The organism is Amycolatopsis nivea (assembly GCF_004522235.1).
Taxonomy (GTDB): domain Bacteria; phylum Actinomycetota; class Actinomycetes; order Mycobacteriales; family Pseudonocardiaceae; genus Amycolatopsis; species Amycolatopsis nivea.
This window is the reverse complement of the sequence record NZ_SDLT01000015.1, coordinates 169,169-191,568: the sequence shown is the minus strand read 5'-3', so window position 1 is coordinate 191,568 and position 22,400 is coordinate 169,169. Positions and strand designations below refer to the sequence as shown.

Annotated in this window: 30 protein-coding genes; 17 read left to right on the top strand and 13 right to left on the bottom strand. The window is 70.4% G+C overall.

Features of this window, described 5'->3' with window-relative positions; translation table 11 throughout:
* Positions 1 to 349 precede the first annotated feature (349 nt).
* Positions 350 to 994, bottom strand: a complete 645-nt coding sequence (locus tag EIZ44_RS19965) for a GNAT family N-acetyltransferase (protein WP_134730377.1) — start codon at positions 992 to 994, stop codon at positions 350 to 352.
* Positions 995 to 1,027: 33 nt separating this feature from the next.
* A complete protein-coding gene (locus EIZ44_RS19960; RefSeq protein ID WP_134730375.1) occupies positions 1,028 to 3,211 on the bottom strand; it encodes an MMPL family transporter in 2,184 nt (727 codons plus the stop codon).
* 195 nt (positions 3,212 to 3,406) lie between these two features.
* Between EIZ44_RS19960 and EIZ44_RS19955 the strand changes: the two genes are divergently transcribed.
* Together EIZ44_RS19955 and EIZ44_RS19950 are read left to right on the top strand one after the other, a co-directional pair.
* On the top strand, positions 3,407 to 3,985 hold the full coding sequence (locus tag EIZ44_RS19955; RefSeq protein ID WP_037809627.1) for a TetR/AcrR family transcriptional regulator: 579 nt from the start codon (positions 3,407 to 3,409) through the stop codon (positions 3,983 to 3,985).
* Between the two features lie 64 nt (positions 3,986 to 4,049).
* Positions 4,050 to 4,865 (top strand): class I SAM-dependent methyltransferase, encoded by an 816-nt coding sequence (locus tag EIZ44_RS19950; protein ID WP_134730373.1) that lies wholly within the window; start codon positions 4,050 to 4,052, stop codon positions 4,863 to 4,865.
* Between the two features lie 62 nt (positions 4,866 to 4,927).
* Here the strand turns inward: EIZ44_RS19950 and EIZ44_RS19945 are convergent, their stop codons facing one another.
* The 3 genes from EIZ44_RS19945 to soxR are packed head-to-tail and all read right to left on the bottom strand — an operon-like array spanning position 4,928 to position 6,238.
* Positions 4,928 to 5,146 carry a hypothetical protein gene (locus tag EIZ44_RS19945; protein ID WP_037809631.1) on the bottom strand — a complete coding sequence of 73 codons (219 nt, stop codon included), beginning with the start codon at positions 5,144 to 5,146 and terminating at the stop codon, positions 4,928 to 4,930.
* A gap of 35 nt (positions 5,147 to 5,181) precedes the next feature.
* Positions 5,182 to 5,730 carry an RNA 2'-phosphotransferase gene (locus EIZ44_RS19940; RefSeq protein ID WP_134730371.1) on the bottom strand — a complete coding sequence of 183 codons (549 nt, stop codon included), beginning with the start codon at positions 5,728 to 5,730 and terminating at the stop codon, positions 5,182 to 5,184.
* Between the two features lie 46 nt (positions 5,731 to 5,776).
* Complete coding sequence (soxR, locus tag EIZ44_RS19935; RefSeq protein ID WP_037809633.1) at positions 5,777 to 6,238, bottom strand: redox-sensitive transcriptional activator SoxR; 462 nt, start codon at positions 6,236 to 6,238, stop codon at positions 5,777 to 5,779.
* Positions 6,239 to 6,292: 54 nt separating this feature from the next.
* Between soxR and EIZ44_RS19930 the strand changes: the two genes are divergently transcribed.
* Positions 6,293 to 6,991 (top strand): thiamine pyrophosphate-binding protein, encoded by a 699-nt coding sequence (locus EIZ44_RS19930; protein WP_037810078.1) that lies wholly within the window; start codon positions 6,293 to 6,295, stop codon positions 6,989 to 6,991.
* Positions 6,991 to 7,881, top strand: a complete 891-nt coding sequence (locus tag EIZ44_RS19925; protein WP_134730369.1) for a transketolase family protein — start codon at positions 6,991 to 6,993, stop codon at positions 7,879 to 7,881. Before EIZ44_RS19930 ends, EIZ44_RS19925 begins: the two co-directional genes overlap by 1 nt.
* 33 nt (positions 7,882 to 7,914) lie before the next feature.
* On the opposite strand, the gene EIZ44_RS19920 is transcribed toward EIZ44_RS19925, so the two are convergent.
* A complete protein-coding gene (locus tag EIZ44_RS19920) occupies positions 7,915 to 8,100 on the bottom strand; it encodes a hypothetical protein (RefSeq protein WP_037809637.1) in 186 nt (61 codons plus the stop codon).
* 130 nt (positions 8,101 to 8,230) lie between these two features.
* Here EIZ44_RS19920 and hisH point away from each other — a divergent pair, with 130 nt between their 5' ends.
* Both hisH and priA read left to right on the top strand, forming a co-directional pair.
* Entirely contained in the window at positions 8,231 to 8,854 is a 624-nt protein-coding gene (hisH, locus tag EIZ44_RS19915) for an imidazole glycerol phosphate synthase subunit HisH (RefSeq protein ID WP_134730385.1), read from the top strand.
* Positions 8,855 to 8,999: 145 nt separating this feature from the next.
* Positions 9,000 to 9,731: a bifunctional 1-(5-phosphoribosyl)-5-((5-phosphoribosylamino)methylideneamino)imidazole-4-carboxamide isomerase/phosphoribosylanthranilate isomerase PriA gene (gene priA / locus EIZ44_RS19910; protein WP_037370068.1), complete on the top strand. Its 732-nt coding sequence runs from the start codon at positions 9,000 to 9,002 to the stop codon at positions 9,729 to 9,731.
* Positions 9,732 to 9,760: 29 nt separating this feature from the next.
* Here priA and EIZ44_RS19905 read toward each other — a convergent pair whose 3' ends face one another.
* Both EIZ44_RS19905 and EIZ44_RS19900 read right to left on the bottom strand, forming a co-directional pair.
* Entirely contained in the window at positions 9,761 to 10,087 is a 327-nt protein-coding gene (locus EIZ44_RS19905; RefSeq protein ID WP_134730367.1) for a YdeI/OmpD-associated family protein, read from the bottom strand.
* Positions 10,084 to 10,509, bottom strand: coding sequence for a VOC family protein (locus EIZ44_RS19900; RefSeq protein WP_134730365.1), 426 nt, complete (start codon positions 10,507 to 10,509; stop codon positions 10,084 to 10,086). Before EIZ44_RS19900 ends, EIZ44_RS19905 begins: the two co-directional genes overlap by 4 nt.
* 88 nt (positions 10,510 to 10,597) lie before the next feature.
* Here EIZ44_RS19900 and EIZ44_RS19895 point away from each other — a divergent pair, with 88 nt between their 5' ends.
* Both EIZ44_RS19895 and EIZ44_RS19890 read left to right on the top strand, forming a co-directional pair.
* Positions 10,598 to 11,524 (top strand): helix-turn-helix transcriptional regulator, encoded by a 927-nt coding sequence (locus EIZ44_RS19895; protein ID WP_134730363.1) that lies wholly within the window; start codon positions 10,598 to 10,600, stop codon positions 11,522 to 11,524.
* A gap of 86 nt (positions 11,525 to 11,610) precedes the next feature.
* On the top strand, positions 11,611 to 11,955 hold the full coding sequence (locus EIZ44_RS19890; RefSeq protein ID WP_134730361.1) for a DUF1330 domain-containing protein: 345 nt from the start codon (positions 11,611 to 11,613) through the stop codon (positions 11,953 to 11,955).
* A gap of 1 nt (position 11,956) precedes the next feature.
* Here EIZ44_RS19890 and EIZ44_RS19885 read toward each other — a convergent pair whose 3' ends face one another.
* The 4 genes from EIZ44_RS19885 to EIZ44_RS19870 are packed head-to-tail and all read right to left on the bottom strand — an operon-like array spanning position 11,957 to position 14,291.
* The gene (locus EIZ44_RS19885; protein ID WP_134730359.1) at positions 11,957 to 12,340 is read right to left on the bottom strand and encodes a PPOX class F420-dependent oxidoreductase; all 384 of its coding nucleotides are present in this window, start codon (positions 12,338 to 12,340) and stop codon (positions 11,957 to 11,959) included.
* A gap of 19 nt (positions 12,341 to 12,359) precedes the next feature.
* A complete protein-coding gene (locus tag EIZ44_RS19880; protein ID WP_134730357.1) occupies positions 12,360 to 12,794 on the bottom strand; it encodes a hypothetical protein in 435 nt (144 codons plus the stop codon).
* A 16-nt stretch (positions 12,795 to 12,810) separates the two neighbouring features.
* On the bottom strand, positions 12,811 to 13,779 hold the full coding sequence (locus tag EIZ44_RS19875; RefSeq protein ID WP_134730356.1) for a hypothetical protein: 969 nt from the start codon (positions 13,777 to 13,779) through the stop codon (positions 12,811 to 12,813).
* Positions 13,776 to 14,291 (bottom strand): SigE family RNA polymerase sigma factor, encoded by a 516-nt coding sequence (locus EIZ44_RS19870; RefSeq protein ID WP_037809651.1) that lies wholly within the window; start codon positions 14,289 to 14,291, stop codon positions 13,776 to 13,778. The genes EIZ44_RS19875 and EIZ44_RS19870 overlap by 4 nt, the downstream gene beginning before the upstream one ends.
* A gap of 98 nt (positions 14,292 to 14,389) precedes the next feature.
* Here EIZ44_RS19870 and hisF point away from each other — a divergent pair, with 98 nt between their 5' ends.
* Genes hisF through EIZ44_RS19855 form a run of 3 tightly spaced genes read left to right on the top strand, consistent with a single transcriptional unit; the run spans position 14,390 to position 15,878 of the window.
* The gene (hisF, locus tag EIZ44_RS19865; RefSeq protein ID WP_134730354.1) at positions 14,390 to 15,163 is read left to right on the top strand and encodes an imidazole glycerol phosphate synthase subunit HisF; all 774 of its coding nucleotides are present in this window, start codon (positions 14,390 to 14,392) and stop codon (positions 15,161 to 15,163) included.
* A complete protein-coding gene (hisI, locus tag EIZ44_RS19860) occupies positions 15,160 to 15,516 on the top strand; it encodes a phosphoribosyl-AMP cyclohydrolase (RefSeq protein WP_037809655.1) in 357 nt (118 codons plus the stop codon). The genes hisF and hisI overlap by 4 nt, the downstream gene beginning before the upstream one ends.
* Entirely contained in the window at positions 15,516 to 15,878 is a 363-nt protein-coding gene (locus EIZ44_RS19855; RefSeq protein WP_037809656.1) for a DUF1304 domain-containing protein, read from the top strand. Before hisI ends, EIZ44_RS19855 begins: the two co-directional genes overlap by 1 nt.
* Here the strand turns inward: EIZ44_RS19855 and EIZ44_RS19850 are convergent.
* Positions 15,875 to 16,480, bottom strand: coding sequence for a TetR/AcrR family transcriptional regulator (locus EIZ44_RS19850; RefSeq protein WP_037809657.1), 606 nt, complete (start codon positions 16,478 to 16,480; stop codon positions 15,875 to 15,877). The two genes, EIZ44_RS19855 and EIZ44_RS19850, sit on opposite strands and share 4 nt — an antisense overlap.
* Positions 16,481 to 16,576: 96 nt before the next feature.
* On the opposite strand from EIZ44_RS19850, the gene EIZ44_RS19845 reads away from it, so the two are divergent.
* The 6 genes from EIZ44_RS19845 (at position 16,577) to EIZ44_RS19820 (ending at position 22,386) form a co-directional block, all read left to right on the top strand.
* The gene (locus EIZ44_RS19845) at positions 16,577 to 18,139 is read left to right on the top strand and encodes an anthranilate synthase component I (RefSeq protein WP_134730352.1); all 1,563 of its coding nucleotides are present in this window, start codon (positions 16,577 to 16,579) and stop codon (positions 18,137 to 18,139) included.
* 109 nt (positions 18,140 to 18,248) lie between these two features.
* Positions 18,249 to 18,767, top strand: coding sequence for a Trp biosynthesis-associated membrane protein (locus tag EIZ44_RS19840; protein ID WP_051728716.1), 519 nt, complete (start codon positions 18,249 to 18,251; stop codon positions 18,765 to 18,767).
* A 120-nt stretch (positions 18,768 to 18,887) separates the two neighbouring features.
* Entirely contained in the window at positions 18,888 to 19,697 is an 810-nt protein-coding gene (gene trpC / locus EIZ44_RS19835; RefSeq protein WP_043828938.1) for an indole-3-glycerol phosphate synthase TrpC, read from the top strand.
* A complete protein-coding gene (trpB, locus tag EIZ44_RS19830; protein ID WP_439098609.1) occupies positions 19,694 to 20,911 on the top strand; it encodes a tryptophan synthase subunit beta in 1,218 nt (405 codons plus the stop codon). The genes trpC and trpB overlap by 4 nt, the downstream gene beginning before the upstream one ends.
* On the top strand, positions 20,908 to 21,699 hold the full coding sequence (trpA, locus tag EIZ44_RS19825) for a tryptophan synthase subunit alpha (protein ID WP_037809663.1): 792 nt from the start codon (positions 20,908 to 20,910) through the stop codon (positions 21,697 to 21,699). The genes trpB and trpA overlap by 4 nt, the downstream gene beginning before the upstream one ends.
* 135 nt (positions 21,700 to 21,834) lie before the next feature.
* Entirely contained in the window at positions 21,835 to 22,386 is a 552-nt protein-coding gene (locus EIZ44_RS19820; protein WP_037809666.1) for a Uma2 family endonuclease, read from the top strand.
* The last annotated feature ends 14 nt before the right edge of the window (positions 22,387 to 22,400 follow it).

Sequence of the window (22,400 nt, the reverse complement as noted above, 5' to 3'; positions counted from 1 at the left end):
ACCCTCGTAAGCCCCTGTCCACCGTTCGGGGTGAACCTCAGACCTTCGCGCCGCCCGACGCCTGCGCAGGCAGCTAACGCGAGCCCTTCCACAGCAGCCCGTGGTTCGCGACGGCTAACGCGGCCCTTGTCGCTCGTGGCGCCCTCCCAGCAACGAAACACGGACTTCCCCGCCCACAGCGTGCCTCCCCACAGCTAGCGCACGCCCCTCACGGCAAGCGCGTAACTCGCGGCGACGTGCGAGGTCCTAGCCGCCTTCGACGCACGCCTTCCCGGCAACGAACGCGAATCTCCCCACGCCTAGCCCGTGACTCCTGTCAATAAAACACCTCCCCAAGCGCACCCCGAGACTAAGCCGCCAACGGCTGATAAATGCACTCAGCCAGCGTCGCGTGCTTCTTCCACCCCAACGTCTCGTACAGCGCCCGCCCCGCATCCGTCGCCCCGAGCACGCCCAGCACGGCTCCGTCCGAGACCGCGCGGTCGGCGAGCGAGCGCATCACGAACCCGCCCAGTCCGCGGCGCCGGTGGGCTTCCTCAGTCACCACTCGGTCCACAACAACCGCGTCGCCGACAGTCGCCATCTGGCCCTTCGCTGCCTGCTCGCCCGTCGCGTCCAGCACGCGGAGGAACGTGACGGCGCCGCTGACCTCCACCGTCACCGTGTAGCCGTCCGGCGCGACCGGGTTCGTCGCCAGCAGATCCGTCGCCATCAGGTGTCCGGTTTCTTCCCACGCGACTATCCAGCCGTCCGGCATCCACGGTTCGATCGTTTCCGGCTCGGCAGGCGTTTTCAGCCACGTCCGAGGTTCGCTGACCGCGCCCGCAGCAGCGCGGACCAGCGACTCCTCAGCCTCGGGCAGGACGTGCCTGCCCACTTCCGCGGGATTGTCCGGCACCTCGACGAAAAGCCCCCATGGCTTCTCGACCGGCGCCGGCGTCTGCCGTGACAACGCCCATCCCGCGACCCAAGTTCGTACTGTGTCCTCGATCATGAAACCAGGGTACGAACCACCACCGACAAAAACTCAGACTCGAGTCAGTTCGCGTTCGTCGTCGCCGCGGGCGCCGAGTTCGCGGACGAGGCCCTCGCCTTCGACGTCGACGTTCGGCAGGATCCGGTCGAGCCACTTGGGCAGCCACCACGCGCCGCGGCCGAGCAGGGACATCACCGCGGGCACGATGGTCATCCGGATCACGAACGCGTCCACCAGCACGCCGAAGGCCAGCGCGAACCCGATCGATTGGATCAGCGTCGACTCGGCCAGGACGAACCCGGCGAACACCGAGATCATGATCAGCGCGGCCGCCACGACAACCCGTGCGCCGTGCCGGAATCCGGTCACCATCGCTTCCTGCGGCTCGGCCCCGTGCACGTGTTCCTCGCGCATCCGGGTCACCAGGAACACCTGGTAGTCCATCGCGAGCCCGAACAGGACGCCGATCAGCAGGATCGGCAGCATGCTCATGATCGGGCCGGTCGAGGCGACGCCGAGCAGGTCGGTCAGCCAGCCCCACTGGAACACTGCGACCACCGCGCCGAACGTCGCGACCACCGAGCCCAGGAACCCGAGCGTCGCCTTCAACGGCACCACGACCGACCGGAACACCAGCATCAGCAACAGGAATGCCAGCCCGACGATCAGCGCGAGATAGGGCAGCATCGCGTCCGACAGCTTCTGCGACACGTCGATGTTGGCTGCGGTCTGGCCGGTCACCGCGAGGCTGCCGCCGGTGTTTTCCTGCAACGGCGCGGATTGCGCGCGGATCGCGGACACGAGGTCCTCGGTCTGCGTGCTGCTCGGGCCGCTCTTCGGGATCACCGTGAGCACCGCGGTGTCCCCGGCCGGGTTGACCCGGGGCGGCGTCACCGCGGCGACGTCCGGCAGCTTGCCGATGTCCGCCGCGGCCTGCTTCAACGCGGCCGGATTGTGGTTCGGGCCGGTGTCGACGACGACCAGCAGCGGTCCGTTCGCGCCCTCGCCGAAGCCCTTGCTGACCAGGTCGTAGGCCTTGCGCTGGGTGGTGTCCGGCGCGGCGGTGGAGTCGTTGGGCAGGCCGAGCTGCATGCTCAGCGCGGGAATCGCGACCACGGCCAGCCCGACCAGCGCGGTCAGCAGGACCGGAACCCGGTGCCGCGCAACGAAACGCGCCCAGCGTTCACCATGTGTCGGGCCTTCGGTGCGGCGGCGCACGCGGATCTTGCTGCTGGCGACCCGGGCACCGGCGAAGCCGAGCACGGCGGGCAGCAGCGTCAACGCGATCAGCACGGCGATCACGACGGTCGCCGCGGCGGCGACGCCCATCTGGCCGAGGAACGGAATACCGACGACGGTCAGCCCGGCGAGCGCGATGATCACCGTCAGCCCGGCGAACACCACCGCGGAACCAGCGGTGCCAACGGCTCGGCCGGCGGCTTCCTCGGGTTCGCGGCCCTCGGCCAGTTCGTGCCGGTAACGGGAGACGATGAACAGCGCGTAGTCGATGCCCACCGCGAGCCCGATCATCAACGCCAGCACCGGAGTGTTGGAGTTCAGCTCCAGCGAACCGGACGCCAGCATGATGCCCGCCATCCCGACGCCGACCCCGATCAGCGCGGTCAGCAACGGAATCCCGGCGGCGAGCAGCGAACCGAAGGTGATGATCAGGACGACCGCCGCGACCGCGACGCCGAGCCCTTCGGTGGCCCCGGTCGCCGGGATGCCCTGCACCGCGTCGCCGCCGTACTCGACCTGATATCCCTGCTGCTTCGCGTGATCACCAGTGGCCAGCAGCGCGGACCGGTCGGAATCGCTGAGCTCGAAACCCTTGACCTGGTAGCTCACCTGCGCGAGCGCGACCCGGCCGTCGGGGGACACCGACTTCGCCTGGAACGGGTCGACCACCGCGGCCACCTTCGGCGCGGACTTCAGCTTGCCCACCACCGACTCGACGGCCGCCTGCCCCGCCGGGTCGGTGACCTTGTGCCCCTCCGGCGCGGCGATCGCCACGCGCGCGGTGCCGCCGCCCGCCGCGGCCTGCGGGAAGTGCTCGGCCAGCCGGTCGATCGCCTGCTGGGATTCGGTGCCGGGGATGGTCACCGAATCGGACAGCTTGCCCGACAGCGTGAGCGCGCCCGCGCCCACCGCCGCGAGGACAAGCGCCCAGACCGCCGCCACGAGGACCCGGCGGCGGAACGACAGCCTGCCGAGCCGGTACAGGAAGGGTGCCACGAGTCGTCTCCGTTTCGCGCCCGAAGCGGGCTCTCCGCACTGGGAATCGCCCTTTCGAAGCTAGCCGTTCGGCAAGGGGCTGCCAAGCCGATCGGCTAGGATGTGACTAGCCGCACGACAAGTTTCGGACTAGTCGCCCGGCAAGTACGATGATGTGCTGCGGAGCAGCGCACTCCGCTTGACGAGGAGGGCGCGATGACGACCGTCGAACCGGTCGCGGACACCCGGACCAGGCTGCTCGCCACTGCGCTGCGGCTGTTCTCGGAGCACGGCGTGGAGGGCACGTCGCTGCAGATGATCGCCGACGAGCTGGGCGTCACCAAGGCCGCGGTGTACTACCACTTCAAGACGAAGTCGGAAATCACCGAGGCGGTCGCGGAACCGGGCATCCGGGAACTGGACGAACTGGTCGTCGAGGCGGCGAAGCACCGCCGCCACGGCGCGCGCGTGGACCATCTGCTGGACGGTTTCGTCGATCTTGTCGTGCGGCACCGGGTGCTGGTCGCGCTGTTCTCCAGCGACCCGGGCATCGACGCGGCGCTCGCGAAATCGCGGCACGGCGTCGAAGGGTTCAAACAGGCGCTGATCTCGATCGTGGCCGGGGAGCCGGAGCCGGACGTGACCGCTCGCGTGACGGCGATCGTGGCGTTCACCGGCATCGCGATGGCGGGCGGCGCTCCCGATCTGGCCGAGGTGGACGACGAAACGCTCCGCCAGGAGCTGGTCGGAGTGGGGCGGCGGCTGCTGGGCAGGCCGCGCCGCCGAGTCTGTTGAGCCAGCTTCTCAACTGTTGAGAAGACTGTTGCAGTATCTGGGACGAGGCTCCTAACCTCGGAGCATGTCTTCGGATAGCGCTTACGGGCAGGGGCACGCGGAAAGCGTTGTACGGTCGCAAGTTTGGCGAACCGTAGACAATTCGGCCGCCTACCTCGCACCGGAGCTGCTTCCCGGGCGCAGCGTGCTGGACGTCGGCTGCGGACCCGGGACGATCACGGTGGATCTCGCCCGCCGGGTGGCTCCGGGCGAGGTCGTCGGCATCGACGTGTCGGAAGCCGTTCTGGAGCAGGCGCGGGCGCACGCGCGGAGCGAAGGCGTGTCCAACGTCCGGTTCGAGCGCGCCGACATCACCGCGGGCCCGGCGATCGGCCGGTTCGACGTCGTGCACGCGCACCAGGTGCTGCTGCACCTGACCGAACCGGTGGAAGCGCTGCGGCACATGCTGGCGCTGGCGAAACCCGGCGGTGTGGTCGCCGCGCGCGACACCGACTACGCCGCAGCGTTCTGGTGGCCGGCGGATTCGCGGCTGGACCGCTGGCTCGAGGTGTACCGCGCGGTCGCGCACAGCAACGGCGCCGAGCCGGACGCGGGACGGCGATTGCTGGCCTGGGCGCACGCCGCGGGCGCTCGCGACGTCAAGCCGAGCGCCTCGATCTGGTGTCATTCCACGCCCGAGGAACGCGCGTGGTGGGGCGGCATGTGGGCGGAACGGATCCTGGATTCCAAGATTGCCGAACAGGCCGTGGCGGGCGGACACGCGTCCGCGGAAGACCTCCGCGAGATCTCTGCCGCGTGGCGTGCGTGGGCGGCCGATCCGGACGGGTGGTTCTCGATCCCGCACGGGGAAATCCTGTGCCGGGTCGGCGAAGCTGGCTGAACCGCGGAAGCGCCCACGTACCTCCGCACCGTCCGCACCCGGAAACTCGCCGAGGCGGTCGGTTACGGCAGCCGGGAGTCCTTCAGCGCTTCAGCCGCGCGCAGTTCCTCGGCCGTCAACTGATCCGCGGGAACCCGGACGACAGAGCGGAAACGGCGGCACACCGGGCATCGCTGCAGCCGACGGTCGCCGAGCCGGATCGCCTTGAACGACACCAAGGGCAGCCAGATCGTGGAGAAATAATGGCCTTCGCTGCACTGGACGATCGTGTAGTCCGGCATGGCCACCTCCTCGGGCGCGACCCGTTCAGTATGCGCTACTCGGGCGCCGTCAGAAACTCCGCCGGAACCGCCGAAGTCAGCCACACCCCGTTGTCGCTCACCTGAAACACGTGCCCGCGCGCGGCCATTTCCCCGGCCGCCACCGTGAGCACGACCGGTTTCCCGTGCCGCGATCCGACCTTCCGCGCCGTCTCGCGGGTCGCCGACAAATGCACCGCGTGCCGCGTCATCGGGCGCAATCCCTCCGCCTGGATCGAGGGCAGGAACCGCGTCGCCGTGCCGTGGAAGAGGATTTCCGGCGGCGGCGCGTCCGCCAGTTCCAGATCCACCCGGACGCTGTGTCCCTGGCTGGCGCGGATCAACGTGCCCGTCTCGTCGAAGGCGAACCGCTGTTTGGCGCAGTTCGCGACGACCTCGTCCAGCTCCGCGCGGCTCACCGGGAACCGATTTCGGGCCAGTGCCGCGAGGAGCTCGTCGACCGGAACCCAGCCGCCAGGGGAGAGGGTGAGGCCGAGTCCGCCGGGGTCGTGGCGCAGGTGCCGGGACAGCCGTTTGGACACCCGGGTTCGATTTTTCTCGTTCATCTCTGCCCGTAGTAACCCACACCGAAGCACTGGCGCGCAACGGAATTCAGATGCCGCCCTCCAGCACCGGGCGGAGCTTGCTGGCCCCGGGCCCGAACCGGGAGAGCTCGTCGTCCGCGTTGTACAGGCCGCAGCTGCGCAGCGACAGGCATCCGCAGCCGACGCATCCGGTCAGCCGGTCGCGCAGCCGCTGCAACGCGTCGATCCGGGCGTCGAGTTCGGTCTGCCATTCGCGCGACAGCCGGGCCCAGTCCGCCTTCGTCGGCGCGTGGTCGGCGGGGAGCGTCTCCAACGCCGCGCTGATGTCTTCCAGCGACAACCCGACCCGTTGCGCGGCGCGGATGAACGCGATCCGCCGCAGCACCGAACGCGCGTAGCGGCGCTGGTTGCCCGCCGAGCGTTCGGACGTGATCAGGCCGCGCTCCTCGTAGAACCGCAGTGCCGTGTGCGGGACCCCGCTGCGTTCCGCGACCTGGCCGATGCTCAGCTTGTCCGCCAACCTCGTCATTGGTCCAGGTTAGCGCTTGACCTTCAGTTTGGTCGAGGTTGCATGGTCGGGACCATGACCACGACGACGCACGAGCCGGGCTACGCGGACCTGCCCCGGCTGATCTCGCTGATGACCGGCGACGACAAACACCACGCGGCCGCGGAGTCCACAATGGACGTCCTGTGGGTGCTGTTCGACCGGGTCCTCGACCTCGGCCCGGACACCGCCCGGCAGCCGGGCCGCGACCGGTTCCTGCTGTCCAAGGGGCACGGCCCGATGGCGTACTACGCGGTGCTCGTCGCGAAAGGCTGGCTGGACGAGGACGAACTCGCCGGCTGGAGTTCGGCGCGTTCGCGGCTCGGCCACCATCCCGACCGCGTCCGCGCGCCCGGCGTCGAAATCTCCAGCGGTTCGCTCGGGCACGGCCTGCCGATCGCCGTCGGCACCGCGCTCGGCCTGCGCGCCCGCCGGTTCCGCTCGCGCATCGTCACGCTGGTCGGCGACGCCGAACTCGACGAGGGCTCCAACCACGAGGCGATCGTCGTCGCCGCACGGCTCGGGCTCGACAAGCTGACCACGGTGGTCGTGGACAACCAATCCTCGACGCACGGCTGGCCAGGCGGCATCGCGCGCCGTTTCGAAACCGAGGGCTGGGCCGTGCGCACGGTCTCCGGCCGCGACCACGAAGCGCTGTACGACGCGTTCACCACCCCTCATCCCGGACGGCCGCTCGCGGTCGTCGCCGTCGTGGAACCGAAAGGCGCGCACTGATGCCGAACATGCGGGACACCTTCCTGACCACCGCCGAGGAAATCGTCAACCGCGACCAGGACGTGGCGATCGTCCTCGCCGACATCTCGGCCGCGTCGCTCGCCGAGGCCGCGCGACGGCATCCGGACCGGGTGATCAACGTCGGGATCCGCGAGCAGTTGCTCGTGAGCACCGGCGCCGGCCTCGCGCTCGCCGGGCTCCGGCCGATCGTGCACACCTTCAACGCGTTCCTCGTGGAGCGCGCGTTCGAGCAGATCAAACTGGACCTCAGCCATCAGGACCTCGGCGCGGTGCTGGTGTCGTACGGCGCTTCCTACGACATGCCGATGGAAGGCCGAACGCACCAGGCTCCCGGCGACGTCGCGCTGATCGATTCCCTGCCCGGCTGGTACGTGCACGTGCCCGGGCATCCCGAGGAGGCGCGGCGGCTGCTGCTCGACTCGGTGCCCGGGGACAGCCGGACGTACCTGCGGCTGTCCGCGCAGGAGAATTCCGAGCCGCACCTCGGCGTCGGGCTCCAGACGATCCGCCAGGGCACGCGCGGCGTGGTGATCGCGGTCGGGCCGATGCTGGACCGGGTGCTGGAGGCGGCCGAGGGCATGGACGTGACGGTGCTCTACACCTCGACGGTGCGCCCGTTCGACGCCGAAGGGCTGCGCGCCGCGATGCCGGAGGTGGCTGATGTGGCGCTGGTGGAGCCGTACCTCAAGGGAACCTCCGCGCATTGCGTCGCCGACGCGCTCGCGGACCGGCCGCACCGGCTGCTGAACCTCGGCACCCGCCGGGACGCCGAGGTGCGGATTTACGGCACGCTCGCCGACCACGATCTCGTGCACGGGCTCGACGCGGGTTCGATCGCGTTGTCCCTCAAGGAATTCTTCACCGGATGAGGAGAGACCCCGGCAACGGGCAACCGCCCGCAGTCACCAGCCGCTGTCGGCGCGCCGCACGGGGTTCACCGTGCGCGCGGTCGACCGGCGCGCGAGGTCGATCTCCGCGCGGGTCTTCTGCAGCGGGATGGTCAGCTCCCTGAACTGCGGGAACGGCACGCTGTCGATGTCTTCCCGCCATGCTTGGAACATCCGGCAGAGCAGATCGGACTCGGACATTTCGTCCTCTTTCCGGGTCCGGGGGCGCCGGCGGCGCCCGCACATAGCCCAGTGGGTACCCGTTCGGGGCGAGAACGAAACGGGCTCGGAACGAAATTGTCCGGGAGGCTAGGCTCGGGGCGTGTCTCGTGTGGTGATCCTCGATTACGGCTCCGGAAACCTCCGCTCCGCCGAACGCGCCGTCGCGCGCGCGGGCGCCGACGTGGAAGTCACCGCGGACCCGCATGCCGCGCTCGAAGCCGACGGCCTCGTGGTGCCCGGCGTCGGCGCGTTCTCGGCGTGCATGAGCGGGCTGCTGGGCGTGCACGGGCACCGGATCATCGGCAAGCGGCTGGCGGGCGGACGCCCGGTGCTGGGCATCTGCGTCGGCATGCAGATCCTGTTCTCGCGCGGCGTCGAGCACGGCGAGGAGACCGAGGGCACCGGCGAATGGCCGGGCACGGTCGAGCGGCTGCACGCCGACGTGCTCCCGCACATGGGCTGGAACACCGTCCGCGCGCCCGCCGATTCGCAGCTGTTCGCCGGGATCGACCCGGACGAGCGGTTCTATTTCGTGCACTCCTACGCGGCGCGGAAGTGGGAACTGGACTCCGGCCTCGCCGGGCAGCAGCCCAAGGTGACCTGGGCGAACCACGGCGAGGACTTCGTCGCGGCGGTGGAGAACGGACCGCTGTGGGCCACCCAGTTCCACCCGGAGAAGTCCGGGGACGCGGGGGCGCAGCTGCTGCGCAACTGGCTGGGCACGCTGGCCTAGCCAGGAGTTTCCGTCAGGAGGCGACTGTGCCGCCGCTCACTTCGCCGGTCCGTGGCGTGCGCCGCATCGCCAGGTCGCCGAGGCCGTCCGGCCGCGCGGATATCCCCCGGAAGGTGCGCCCGGCCGCGCCGCTTAGGCTGTGCGCGTGACTTTCACGCTCCTTCCCGCAGTTGATGTTGCCGACGGCCAGGCGGTCCGACTCGTCCAGGGCGAGGCGGGCACCGAGACCTCCTACGGCAGCCCGCTCGAGGCGGCGCTGCAGTGGCAGCGCGACGGCGCCGAGTGGATCCATCTCGTGGACCTCGACGCGGCCTTCGGCAAGGGCAGCAACCGCGAGCTGCTCGCCGACGTCGTCAAGCGGCTCGACGTGCAGGTGGAGCTGTCCGGCGGCATCCGCGACGACGCGTCGCTCGAGGCGGCGCTCGCCACCGGCGCGCGCCGGGTCAACCTCGGCACCGCGGCGCTCGAGGACCCGGACTGGACGGCGAAGGTCGTCTCCGAATACGGCGACCGCGTCGCGATCGGCCTCGACGTGCGGATCACCGAGGCCGGGCACCGGCTGTCCGCGCGCGGCTGGACGTCCGACGGCGGCGACCTGTGGGAGGTTCTGGAGCGGCTCGACCGCGACGGGGCCAGCCGGTACGTCGTCACCGACGTGAGCAAGGACGGCACCCTGCGCGGCCCGAACCTGGACCTGCTGCGCGAGGTCACCGCCCGCACCGACGCCCCGGTGATCGCCTCCGGCGGAGTGTCCAGTGTGGACGATCTGCGGGCGCTCGCCGGGCTGGCGTCGGACGGCGTCGAAGGCTCGATCGTCGGGAAGGCGCTGTACGCGGGCGCTTTCACTCTCCCGGAAGCCCTCGCCGCCGTCCGCTGACCGCGGGAATCGTCGGCGAGCACCGGAAATCACGCCGGAATCGCGGCCCGGTCGAGCGCGAGCTGCCCGGCCGGGCGCATCCGGCCCTCCTGCCGGAGCAGCTCGGCCCGGGCGAGATTTCGCGGCGACCACGGGCTTTTCGGCCGTCGCGGCGTGTACCGCTGGGTGTAGGTCGAGTCGTCGCGGCGGCGGGTCAGGCCGTCGATCCAGCCGTAGCAGAGCGCTTCTCGCAGCGCCTGCTCGTAGGTGAGGCCGGGCTCGCCCTTCTTCGCCAGCACCACCCAGACTTCGGTGGCGGAATCGTGGTGCTCGGCCAGCCAGTTCCGCCATGCCGCGGCGTCGGCGAAGATAGTCATGCCCGCACCAGCGTTTCGCGGATCGAGACGTAGTGCGGGTTGTACATCAGGCCGAGGACGTTGCCCCACGGGTCGATCACCGACGCGGTGATGAACCCGGTGCCGCGGTCGCGCGGGGCGTCGTGGACCTTCGCGCCCATCGCGACGACTCGCTCCAGCGTCGCGGGGACGTCCTCGACGTGCCAGAACACGACCGCGCCCGCGGGCTGCCCGACGGTGGCGAGATCGGCGGTCCGGGACAGTTCGCTGGTGGCGTACGAACTGTGGATGATGCCGAATTCGTGCTGGTAATCGCCGATGCGCCACTCCAGGTACGCCGGGGTGTCCATGTATGGCGCGACGCCGAAAAGGTCGGTGTACCAGCGCTTCGCCGCGTCGAAGTCGGGGGAGTAGAAGGTGACGGTGCTGAGTCCTCGAAGCATCTCTGAATCCTTGTCTGCTCGGTTGTGGGACTAGTTTCTCCGCCAAAGTGCTCATCTTCTGAGCACTTTTAGAGAGAGAATCCCAACCATGCGCGCTGACCGTCTCGTCGCTGCCGTCCTGCTGCTTCAGGCCCGCGGCCGGGTGACCGCTGCCGAACTGGCCGAGGACCTGGAGATCTCCGTGGCCACGGCCCGCCGCGACCTGGAGGCGTTGTCGGCGGCCGGGATCCCGGTCTATCCGCAGCCCGGACGCGGCGGCGGCTGGTCGCTCGTCGGCGGGGCGCGCACCGACCTCAGCGGGCTGACCGCGGCCGAGTCGCAGGCGTTGTTCTTGATGCTGGGACCGGCGGCGTCCGGCGGTCCGGAACTGTCGTCCGCGCTGCGCAAGCTTGTCCGCGCGCTGCCCGCGACGTTCCGGGCCGACGCCGAAGCCGCCGCGCGGGCTGTCGTGTCCGATCCGGCGGGGTGGGGCGAGCGGGATCGCGAACCGCCCGCGCTCGTTCAATCCCTCCAGCAGGCGGTGGTGCAGCGGCGCAAGGTGCGGTTCGACTACAGCGGCAAGGACCGCTTAGTGGATCCGTACGGCCTCGCCGACAAGGACGGCGTCTGGTATCTCATCGCCGGAACCCCTGCGGGACAACGGACTTTCCGCGTCGACCGGATTTCGGCGGCCGCGACTACAGACCTGCCTTCGCAGCGGCCGGACGACTTCGATCTCCGCCAACAGTGGGCCAGGGTCGTGGAGGAGATGGAGCAGCGGCGCTCGCTCGTGTCGGCCACCGTCCTGATCGACGCGCGGTACTTGTCCGTGCTGCGGTCCCATTTCGGGCGGCATTGCGAGGTGCTCGGGGAGCAGGACGGCCGGGTACGCGTGAAGGTGGCGGCGCACTGGGTGCGTTCGATCGCGGAACAACTGGCCGGGTGGGGAGACCTGGTCGAGGTGGTGGAACCGGACTCGGTCCGCGCCGAACTCGCTCGCATCGGACGCGAGCTGACCGCCCGTTATGGGGGCTGAACGATTACCCGCGAGGTAATCGACTCCATTCCCGGGAACGGACAGGATTGCTTGGCAGACAACGGAATCGAGCCAAGGAGCCGGACATGACCGCCTACGCCATCGCCCACCTGCGCCAGCCGGGAACCGTGGACCCCGAGGTCTACGAGTACATGGAACTGATCCAGGCGACGCTCGACCCGTTCGAGGGCCGGTTCCTGGTCCACGGCGGGGATACCCGCGTACTGGAAGGCACCTGGCCGGGCGCGACCGTGGTGCTCGAATTCCCGGACTTCGCCGCTGCCGAGGAGTGGTACGCGTCGGCGGACTACCGCAAGATCCTGCACCTGCGCACCGACCACTTGGTGGGTGACGTGATCCTGGTCGAGGGCTGCGGACCGAACCACGATTCGGCCGCGATGGGCGCCCGGCTCCGTGAAGAGGCCCGGTGACTTATTCGGCGATTTTGATCGCGATGCCGATCGTCCGCTCGGGTCCGCCGCGGAGGCGGCTGAAGAACATGGTCACGCGTCCGACGAGGCCGTAGTCGCGGGCGATGACCCCGCGGATGCGGTCGCTGTCGGCGGTGTCGAGGAGCCGGGCGGTGCCGCTGACTTCGGCGCCGTGCACTCGGCGGCCGCGGACGTCGCAGGCTTGCAGCCGGACGTCGCCGTTGTTGCGGATGCGTTTGACCTTGCCCGCGTTGCGTTCGGAGAACAGGACCAGCTCGTCGCCGTCGCGGGAGGCCCACACCGGGGTCGGGACCGCGCGGCCGTCGCGGCGGAAAGTGGTCAGCACGACGTACTTCTCGGCGCCGAGACGCTCCAGTTCGGACATAGCCCTACGGTAGACCGCGTCACAGTCCTTGGCAGCGGTCGGCGGGCTGCGGCGAGCCGGGCGTCGTCGGCACGGCGACCGAGGTGCCGTGGCCGGCCACCTTCTCCATCACCACGTGCGTCGCCGCCACATAGCCCCAGGTGAACAGCACGACCACGGCCGCACACACGCCGAGCGCCGCCTTTCGGCTCCCGATTCGCCCGAGCAGCGCGGAAATCCCGGCTCCGGCGAGCAGAAAGAGCAAGAGCGAACTGACCTGCCACAGCGTCACGCCGAGGCCGGACCACGGCACGAGCTGGCGCAACCGGCAGGTCAGCTGCTCGCTCGCAGTGAGCTGGGCGAGGTAATTGGCACCCACGCACCAGGCCACCAGAACGGCGATGATCGCGGCCCCGAGCCCGACGGCGTACGCCACTCGCGAAAGCGTGCTCCGAGACTCCCCCAGTTCGGACATGGCTTCACGGTAGCGGTCAGCGGGTTCCCAGCCATCCGTATTCCGGTGCCGAATCGAGCACGATCCCGTCCGCCACCGCGACTAGCTGCTCGCGCGGCAAGCGGCCGGAAACGGTCAGCCAGCGCCCGGTCGACAATCGCACGGTGACCTGCGCGTCGGCCGGTCCGGAAGCGGGCACGTAAGCGCCGGAGAGACCGCGCACCTGTACCGGCCCGGACCCGCTGAGCGCCGGGGAGCCGCCGCTGATCGTCGCGCGCACCTTGCCGCTCGGGCCGCTCGCGTCGAGCACCGTCGTCGCGTTGTCGGAACTGGTGCCACGAACGGTCGTGGCCTCTTCGTGCAGACCGGCGGGCAGCGGTCCGAAGCGCGCCTCGCCGCGGATCCGGACTGGTTCGACGGTCACGGAATCGGCTACTTGCTGGGCCGCCTCGCGCGCGTCCGGGACGCCTTCCACCTTGGCGGTCAGGACGTAGCGGTTGTCCGGCATCCAGGTCAGCGTGGCGATCGTGTCGCTCGGGCCGGTCACCATGGCGATCCGGCCGTGCACCACGACCTGGTCCTTCACCGCCGAGATGCGCAGTGCGGTCTGCGCCCATTCCGGATCGGCCGTCGAGTGCGCCGCGAGTTCCACCCGGCTTGCGCCGGACTGCCATTGCCGCACCTGCGCGGTCGTTCCGGGCCCGCCGGAGCGGTACTGCTCGGTGAAGCCGTCCGGCAGCCAGCCCGGCGTGTACGCGAGCACTGGCCGTCCGGCGGCGGGCGTGAGCTGCGCGGGCGCTTCGGCGACCGTTTCGACCACCAGCGGCACCCCGGCGGCGACCGCGATCACCGCGGCGGCCGCGGCGGCCAGCGCGAGGCGAGGACGGCGCCGGCGTTGCCGGGCCCGGGCGAGCGCGTTGAGCACCTGGTTGCCGTCCGGTGCCCGCTCGGCGAGCCGTTCGAGGCTGTCGCGCACCAGCGTCTCGGTCTCGTTCGAGGGGGTCATTCTCCTGCTCCGGTGGTGAGGGCGGCCGGCAACGAGGGCATTCCGGCGCGCAGCGTCGCCAGCGCGCGCGAAATCTGGCTGCGCACGGTCGAGACGCCGCAGCGGAGGAAATCCGCGATCTCGGCGTCGGTGTAGTTCTCGTAGTAGCGCAGGACGACCGCGGCGCGCTGTTTCCGCGGCAGGGTGGCCAGCAGGGCGAGCATTTCGTCGCGTTCGTCGTAGGCGGTGCTGGGATCGGCGGTCGGCGGCCCGAGCGCGTCGAGCACCGTGTGGTTCGACGGGACCACGCGGCGGGCGGCGCGGCGGCGCCACGACAGGTACTCGTTGGTGATCATCCGGCGGACGTAGGTGGGCGGCGATTCGATCTTCGACCAGCGCTGCTGCGCGCGCAGGAGCACGTCCTGCACGATGTCCTGCGCCAGATGCGGGTCGTCGGCGAGGACGGTCGCGTAGCGCAGCAGCCCGTCGAGGCGTTCCGCCACGAAATCGTCGAAACCGGTGGTCACGATCATCAGACGCGCGAGGGGCCGGTTTTGATGCTTCGGATCCGCAAATTGGTGACGAAGCCGTGGCGGCAGGCTTGCCCGAGCGGCCGACTAGGCTGGCGGGCATGGCTGTGGCGGTTCGGGTGATTCCCTGTCTCGACGTCGACGCGGGCCGGGTCGTGAAGGGCGTCAACTTCGCCGACCTGCGCGACGCGGGCGACCCGGTGGAGCTGGCGCGCCGGTACGACGCCGAAGGCGCCGACGAGCTGACCTTCCTCGACGTCACCGCGTCCTCCGGAGACCGCGAAACCACCTTCGACGTGGTCCGCCGCACCGCCGAGCAGGTCTTCATCCCGCTCACCGTCGGCGGCGGCGTGCGCTCCACCGACGACGTCAACCGGCTGCTGCGCACCGGCGCGGACAAGGTGAGCATCAACACGGCCGCGATCGCCCGCCCGGAGCTGCTGCGCGAGGCGTCGCGCCGGTTCGGGGCGCAGTGCGTCGTGCTGTCCGTCGACGCCCGCCGAGTGCCCGAAGGCAGCGACCCGACCGCGTCCGGCTTCGAGGTCACCACGCACGGCGGCCGGCGCGGCACCGGCATCGACGCGGTGGAGTGGGCCGCGCGCGGCGAGGAACTCGGCGTGGGCGAGATCCTGCTCAACTCGATGGACGCCGACGGCACCAAAACCGGCTTCGACCTCGAACTGATCGACCTGGTCCGCAAGGCGGTGCGGGTTCCGGTGATCGCCAGCGGCGGCGCGGGCGCGACCGAGCACTTCCTGCCCGCCGTGCAAGCGGGCGCGGACGCGGTGCTCGCGGCGAGCGTATTCCACTTCGGACAGTTGACGATCGGCGACGTGAAGGGCGCGCTGCGCACCGGAGGGGTGGTCGTGCGATGAGCCTCTCGCCGGAACTTTCCGCCCGGATCAAGCGCAACGCGGACGGGCTGATCGCCGCGGTCGTGGTGGACCACGCGACGTCCGACGTGCTGATGATGGCCTGGATGAACGACGACGCGCTGGAATCCACGCTCACCACGCGCCGCGGCACGTACTGGTCGCGCAGCAGGCAGGAACTGTGGGTGAAGGGCGAGACCTCGGGTCACGTCCAGCACGTCCGCGAAGTCCGCATCGACTGCGACGGCGACACGGTGCTGCTGCGCGTGGACCAGACCGGCCCGGCCTGCCACACCGGCACGCACACGTGCTTCGACACCGACGACCGGCTGCTGCTCGCGGACGAGAACGCGTGATGGCCGTCGTCGCGAACGTGCTGATCGGGCTCGTCGCCCTGATCCACCTGTACATCGTGGTGCTGGAGATGGCCCTGTGGACCACGCCGCGGGCGCGCGCGGCGTTCGGCACCACCGAGGAATTCGCCCGCGAGAGCAAGACTTTGGCAGCGAACCAGGGGCTGTACAACGGATTCCTCGCCGCCGCGCTGATCTGGGGCCTGATCGCGGCCGACCCGGCGGGTTTCCAGCTGAAGCTGTACGGCTTGGCGTGCGTGATCGTCGCCGGTCTGTACGGGGCCGCGACGGCGTCGAAGCGGATCCTGTTCGTGCAGGTGCTGCCTGGCGTGCTGGCGCTGGTTTTCCTGCTGCTGTCGCGCTAGTCGATGTTCCCGGTGAGATAACGCTGCAGCGTCGGCGCCACCGCCGTGACCAGCGTGTCCACCTCCGCCTCCACCATCGGCGGGAACCGCGCCACGTACCGGATCAACCCGACCCCCACCAGCTGCGAAGCGCACAACGCCACCCGCAGCTCCTGACGGTCGCCGCCGAGGTCGCTCAGCAGTCCGGTGAAAAATCCGGAGAAGAACTCGCGCAGCACGGTGCTCGCCGCCTCGTGGCTGGCGATGCTGCGGATCAGCGCCTGGAACGTGTCGCCGCCGACGCCGTCCCAGCGGGTCAGGAACGTGTGCACGATCCGGGTGCCCAGTTCCTCGACCGGGCCGGCGCGCAGGACCGTGACCAGCTCCGCCGGTTCGAACGGCAGCTTCAGCACCGCTTGCGCGAACAGGCCCTCCTTGCCGCCGAACCAGTGGTTGACCATGGCCGCGTCGACGCCGGCGCGCGCGGCGATCGAGCGGACCGTCGCGCGTTCGTAGCCGTTCTCGGCGAACACCGCGCGGGCCGCTTCGAGCAGCACCGCGCGGGTGTCCTGACCAGCGGGGCGGCGGCCGCGGCGGCGCGCGGTAGTGTCTTCGGTGCTCACCGGACCATCTTGACCGGTCGCCGCCTCGAATTCAACAGTCATTGAATTGAGAGCCCGCTGACCGGCGGACCCGGGCGTAGCGGCACAATGAGACGCATGGTCAGCTCAGCAGCCACGTCCACGGCCGGGCCCGGCCCGGTCAGCCCGTCCCGCGCCGAGTTCCGCGCGCTGGCCGAGAGCCGCCGCGTGATCCCCGTGGTGCGCCGGGTGCTCGCCGACGGCGAGACCCCGCTGGGGATTTACCGGAAGCTCGCCGCCGACCGGCCCGGCACGTTCCTCTTCGAATCGGCCGAGAACGGGAAATCGTGGTCGCGCTGGTCGTTCGTCGGCGTGCGCAGCCCGGCCGCGCTGACCGTGCGCGACGGCAAGGCGGTCTGGACCGGCACCCCGCCGGACAACCTGCCCACCGAGGGCGACCCGCTGCAGGTGCTGCGCGCGACCGTCGAGGCGCTGCACACCGAACCGCTTCCCGGCCTGCCCCCGCTGACCGGCGGGATGGTCGGCTACCTCGGCTACGATTCCGTGCGCTGGCTGGAAAAGCTGCCCGAGCTGGCGGAACGGGACCTCGACATCCCCGAGCTGACCATGCTGCTCGCCACCGACCTCGCCGCGTTCGACCACCACGAGGGCACCGTCACGCTGATCGCCAACGCGGTGAACTGGGACGACTCGGCCGAACGCGTGGACGCCGCCTACGACGACGCACTGGCCCGGCTCTCCGCGATGACCGAGCAGCTGCGGGTGCCCGCGCCGCCGACCGTCGCGACGTTCGACCGTCCCGCGCCGGAATTCCGCCGCCACCGCGGCAAGGAAGACTTCCACGCGGCGGTCGACAAGGCGGTCGAGGCGATCAAGGCCGGCGAAGCGTTCCAGGTCGTGCCGTCGCAACGATTCGAGATCGAGACCGGGGCCGACGCGCTCGACGTGTACCGCGTGCTGCGCACCTCCAACCCGAGCCCGTACATGTACCTGCTGCGGCTGGAGGGCTTCGACATCGTCGGCTCCAGCCCGGAATCGCTGGTGACCGTCCGCGACGGCCGCGCCACCACGCATCCCATCGCGGGCACCCGCTGGCGGGGCGCGGATCCGGAGGAGGACGCGCAGCTGGCCAAGGACCTGCTCGCGGACGAGAAGGAACGCGCCGAGCACCTGATGCTCGTCGACCTCGGCCGCAACGACCTCGGCAAGGTCTGCAAACCGGGCACCGTGCACGTGGTCGACTTCTTCCAGATCGAGCGCTACAGCCACGTCATGCACATCGTGTCCACGGTGACCGGCGAGCTGAAGGACGACGCCACGGCGTTCGACGCGGTCGCGGCCTGCTTCCCGGCGGGCACCCTTTCCGGCGCGCCCAAGGTCCGGGCGATGCAGCTGATCGAGGAGCTGGAACCGGTGCGCCGCGCGCTGTACGGCGGCGTGGTCGGCTATCTGGACTTCGCCGGCGACGCGGACACGGCGATCGCGATCCGCACCGCGCTGATGCGCGACGGGACCGCGTACGTCCAGGCCGGCGGCGGCGTGGTCGCGGACTCGGTCCCGGACTACGAGGACACCGAGTCGCTCAACAAGGCCCGCACCGTGCTGTCCGCGATCGCCGCGGCGGGCACGATGATCCCGGCGGGGGAGCTGGACCCGGCTAAGGACGCTGCCGGTGTCTGAGCAGTCCGGCGAGGCGGAACCACGGCGCGGCGGCGCCGAGGCGGAAGCGGCGGGCCCGGAACCCCGGCCCGCGAACGGGGCGAAGGCGAAGCGTCCACTGTGGACGATCATTCTCGCCCTCCTGCTCGGCGCGCTGGCGCTGTGGGGAGCGTCCCGGATGGTGTGGTTCGCCGAATTCCGCGACGAGGGCGTGCGCGGCACCGTCCTGTACACCGAACCCGGCGAACAGCGCGCCACCGCGCTCGTGCCGCTGGCGCTCCTGGCGCTCGCGGGCGTCGCCGGGGCGGTCGCGACCGGCGGCTGGCTGCGCCGGGCGCTCGGGATCGTGCTGGTGCTCGCCGGTGCGGCGGGCGTCTGGAACGGCGTCGACGGGATCAAGTTCGGCGGGTTCGCACCGGGTCTGCCCGGCACGGAAATCGTGCTCGGCCACCTGATCGCCGTGCTCGGCGGAATTCTCGTCGCGCTCGGCGGGTTGGCAGCGATCAAGTGGGCGGGCGCCGCGCGGAAGCTCGGGGCCCGTTACGCCGCGCCGGGAGCCAAGGCGGCGCGCAAGGATCCGGACACCGAGCTGTGGGAGGCGTTGTCGGAGGGGGACGACCCGACCGATCCGCCGGATCCGCGGCGCTGAGCAACCCGGAACCGGCCGGTCATCGAGCGGGGGTTAGCATCGTTTCGGCGGGAAGGGGAAGGTTTTTGTGAGCGAGCTTGCGAGTGGACCCAGGAGTGCGGCAGCGAGTAGGGGCGTCCGATGAGCGTGCTCGAAGACATCGTCGCCGGCGTGCGCGAGGACCTCGCGCAGCGGGAATCCGCGCTGCCGTTCGACGAACTGAAGGCAAGGGCGGCCAAGGCCGTCCCGCCGCGTGACGTGATGTCCGCGCTGCGCGAATCCGGCATCGGCGTCATCGCCGAGGTGAAGCGGCGCAGCCCGTCCAAGGGCGAGCTGGCCACGATTCCCGACCCGGCCGCGCTGGCCCGCGACTACGAGGACGCCGGCGCGCGCGTGATCAGCGTGCTCACCGAGCAGCGCCGCTTCGGCGGCTCGCTCGCCGACCTCGACGCGGTGCGCGCCGCGGTCGACATTCCCGTGCTGCGCAAGGACTTCATCGTCAGCCCGTACCAGGTGCACGAGGCCCGGCTGCACGGCGCGGACATGGTGCTGCTGATCGTCGCCGCGCTGGAGCAGAACGCGCTCGCCGCGCTGCTCGACCGCGTCGAATCGCTCGGCATGACCGCGCTCGTGGAGATCCACAACGCCGAGGAGGCCGACCGCGCGCTCGAAGCGGGCGCGAAGGTCATCGGCGTCAACGCGCGCAACCTGCACACCCTCGAAGTGGACCGCGACGTGTTCTCCCGCCTCGCGCCCGGCCTGCCGATGGACGTGTTCAAGGTCGCCGAGTCCGGCGTCCGCGGCCCGGGCGACCTGATGTCGTACGCCGGCCACGGCGCGGACGCGGTGCTCGTCGGCGAGGGCCTGGTCGCCTCCGGAGACCCGAAGGGCGCGGTCGTCAAGCTCGTCACCGCCGGTTCGCACCCCGCCTGCCCGAGGCCCTCGCGGTGACCGAACGAAGCAAGCACGACCCGGACGAGCGCGGCTACTACGGCCCGTACGGCGGCCGGTTCATGCCGGAAGCGCTGATCGGCGTGGTCGACGAGGTCGCGGCGGAGTACGAGAAGGCCCGCCACGACCCCGCGTTCACCAATGAGCTGAACCGGCTGCTCACCGAGTACGCGGGCCGTCCGTCGCTGCTCACCGAGGCCAAGCGGTTCGGCGAGCACGCCGGCGGCGCGCGGGTGTTCCTCAAGCGCGAGGACCTCAACCACACCGGTTCGCACAAGATCAACAACGTGCTGGGCCAGGCACTGCTCACCGTGCGGATGGGCAAGAAGCGCGTCATCGCGGAGACCGGCGCGGGCCAGCACGGCGTCGCCACGGCCACCGCGTGCGCGCTGCTGGGCCTCGACTGCGTCGTGTACATGGGCGAGGTCGACACCGAGCGGCAGTCGCTGAACGTGGCGCGGATGAAGCTGCTCGGCGCCGAGGTCATCCCGGTGAAGACCGGGTCGCGCACGCTCAAGGACGCGATCAACGAGGCGCTGCGCGACTGGGTCACCAACGCCGACACCACGCACTACCTCTTCGGCACCGCCGCCGGTCCGTCGCCGTTCCCGATGATGGTGCGCAACTTCCACCACGTCATCGGCGAGGAGGCGCGGGCGCAGATCCTGGAGAAGGCGGGCAGGCTGCCGGACGTCGTCGCGGCGTGCGTCGGCGGCGGGTCCAACGCCATCGGCATCTTCTCCGGCTTCTACGACGACCCGTCGGTGCGGCTGGTCGGCCTCGAGCCGGGCGGCGAGGGCATCGAGGGGAACCGGCACGGCGCGACGCTCACCAAGGGCAGCCCGGGCAACCTGCACGGCGCGATGTCGTACCTGCTGCAGGACGAGGACGGCCAGACGGTCGAATCGCATTCGATCTCCGCCGGGCTCGACTACCCGGGCGTCGGCCCGGAGCACGCGTGGCTCAAGGACTCCGGCCGCGCCGAGTATCGCCCGGTCACCGACGCGGCCGCGATGGACGCCTTCCGGCTGCTGTCGCGCACCGAGGGCATCATCCCGGCGATCGAATCGGCGCACGCGCTGGCCGGGGCCCTGGAACTGGGCCGCGAGCTGGGCCCGGACGGGCTGATCGTGGTCAACCTGTCGGGCCGGGGCGACAAGGACATGGACACCGCGGCCCAGTGGTTCGGGCTCGTGGACGGGGAGGGCAAGTGAGCGGCCTCGACGAGCTGTTCGCGGCGACGCGGGCGGAACACCGGGCCGCGCTGGTCGGCTACCTGCCCGCCGGATTCCCCTCCGTGGACGGGTCGAAGGACCTGCTGGCCGCGACGATCGACGGCGGAGCGGACCTGGTCGAGGTCGGCGTCCCGTACTCCGACCCGGTCATGGACGGCCCCACCATCCAGGCGGCCGCCGAGTCGGCGCTCGCCAGCGGATTCCGGCTGAAGCAGCTGTTCGAGGTCGTGGAATCGGTGTCCGCGCGCGGCGGCCGCGCGGTCGTGATGACGTACTGGAACCCGGTGCACCGCTACGGGGTCGACGCGTTCGCGCGCGACCTGGCGTCGGCCGGCGGGCTGGGCCTGATCACGCCGGACTTGATCCCGGACGAGGCGGACGAGTGGATGGCCGCGTCTACGGAACACGGCTTGGACCGGATCTTCCTGGTCGCGCCGTCGTCGTCGGAGGAGCGCCTGGCGAAAACCACGGCGGCCTCGTCGGGCTTCGTGTACGCGACCGCGGTGATGGGCGTGACCGGCGCCCGCGACGCGGTGGGTGTGCACGCGGAGGACCTGGTGCGGCGAACCCGTGCGCACACGGAGCTGCCGATCGGCGTAGGGCTCGGGGTTCGGTCGCGCGAGCAGGCCGCCCAGGTGGCCGGGTTCGCGGACGCGGTGATCGTCGGATCCGCACTGGTCACGGCTGCGGCGGACGGTCCGGACGGCGTGGCGAAGCTGGCCGCGGAGCTGGCGAAGGGCGTGCGCGAGGCGGTCGCTCCGGCCTGATCACGGGTCGGTCGCCGGAAACTGTCGGTGGTCGTTCGTACTCTCTCGGTATGCAGAAGAATCGAGGGGGAGTGCGACGGCTATGGCAGACTGGACTTGGCACGAGAGATCAAGCGCGGGTGGAGGTGACTTCGCATGTCAGCACCTGCTGAGCACGACACCGGCCAACCTGCTGCTCCGTGGCTTTCGGAAGTGCTTGCGCTGCCGGAAGAACAGCTTCTCGGCACCCGGATCGAGGCGGTTGACGGGGCGCTCCTCATGAGCCCCGCCCCGACCTCATTGCACCAGCGGTTGCTACAGCGGCTCCAGCTGGCGATGGTGCCGAAGCTGCCGGACGATCTTGAACTGCTCCCCGGAGTCAATGTCCGTTGCGGCGAAACTCGGCTGCTGATCCCGGACTTCGTGATCGTCACCTGCCCGGACGTCGCGACGACCTGGTACCCGGCGTCCGAGGTGTTGCTGGCCGCGGAGATCGAATCGCCCTCCACCAGGGTGCAGGACCGGATCTTCAAGAAAGCCCTCTACGCCGAAGCCCTCATCCCGTACTACCTGCTCGTCGATCCGGAGCAGGAAGCCGCCACCGTCTACGCGCTTTCCGACGGCGACTACCTGCCGCACGCGAAGAGCGAAGGCGGGGTGCTCACCCTGGCCGAACCGTTTCCCGCGGAGCTGGATCTGCGGGCTTGAGCGGCCAGTTGTAC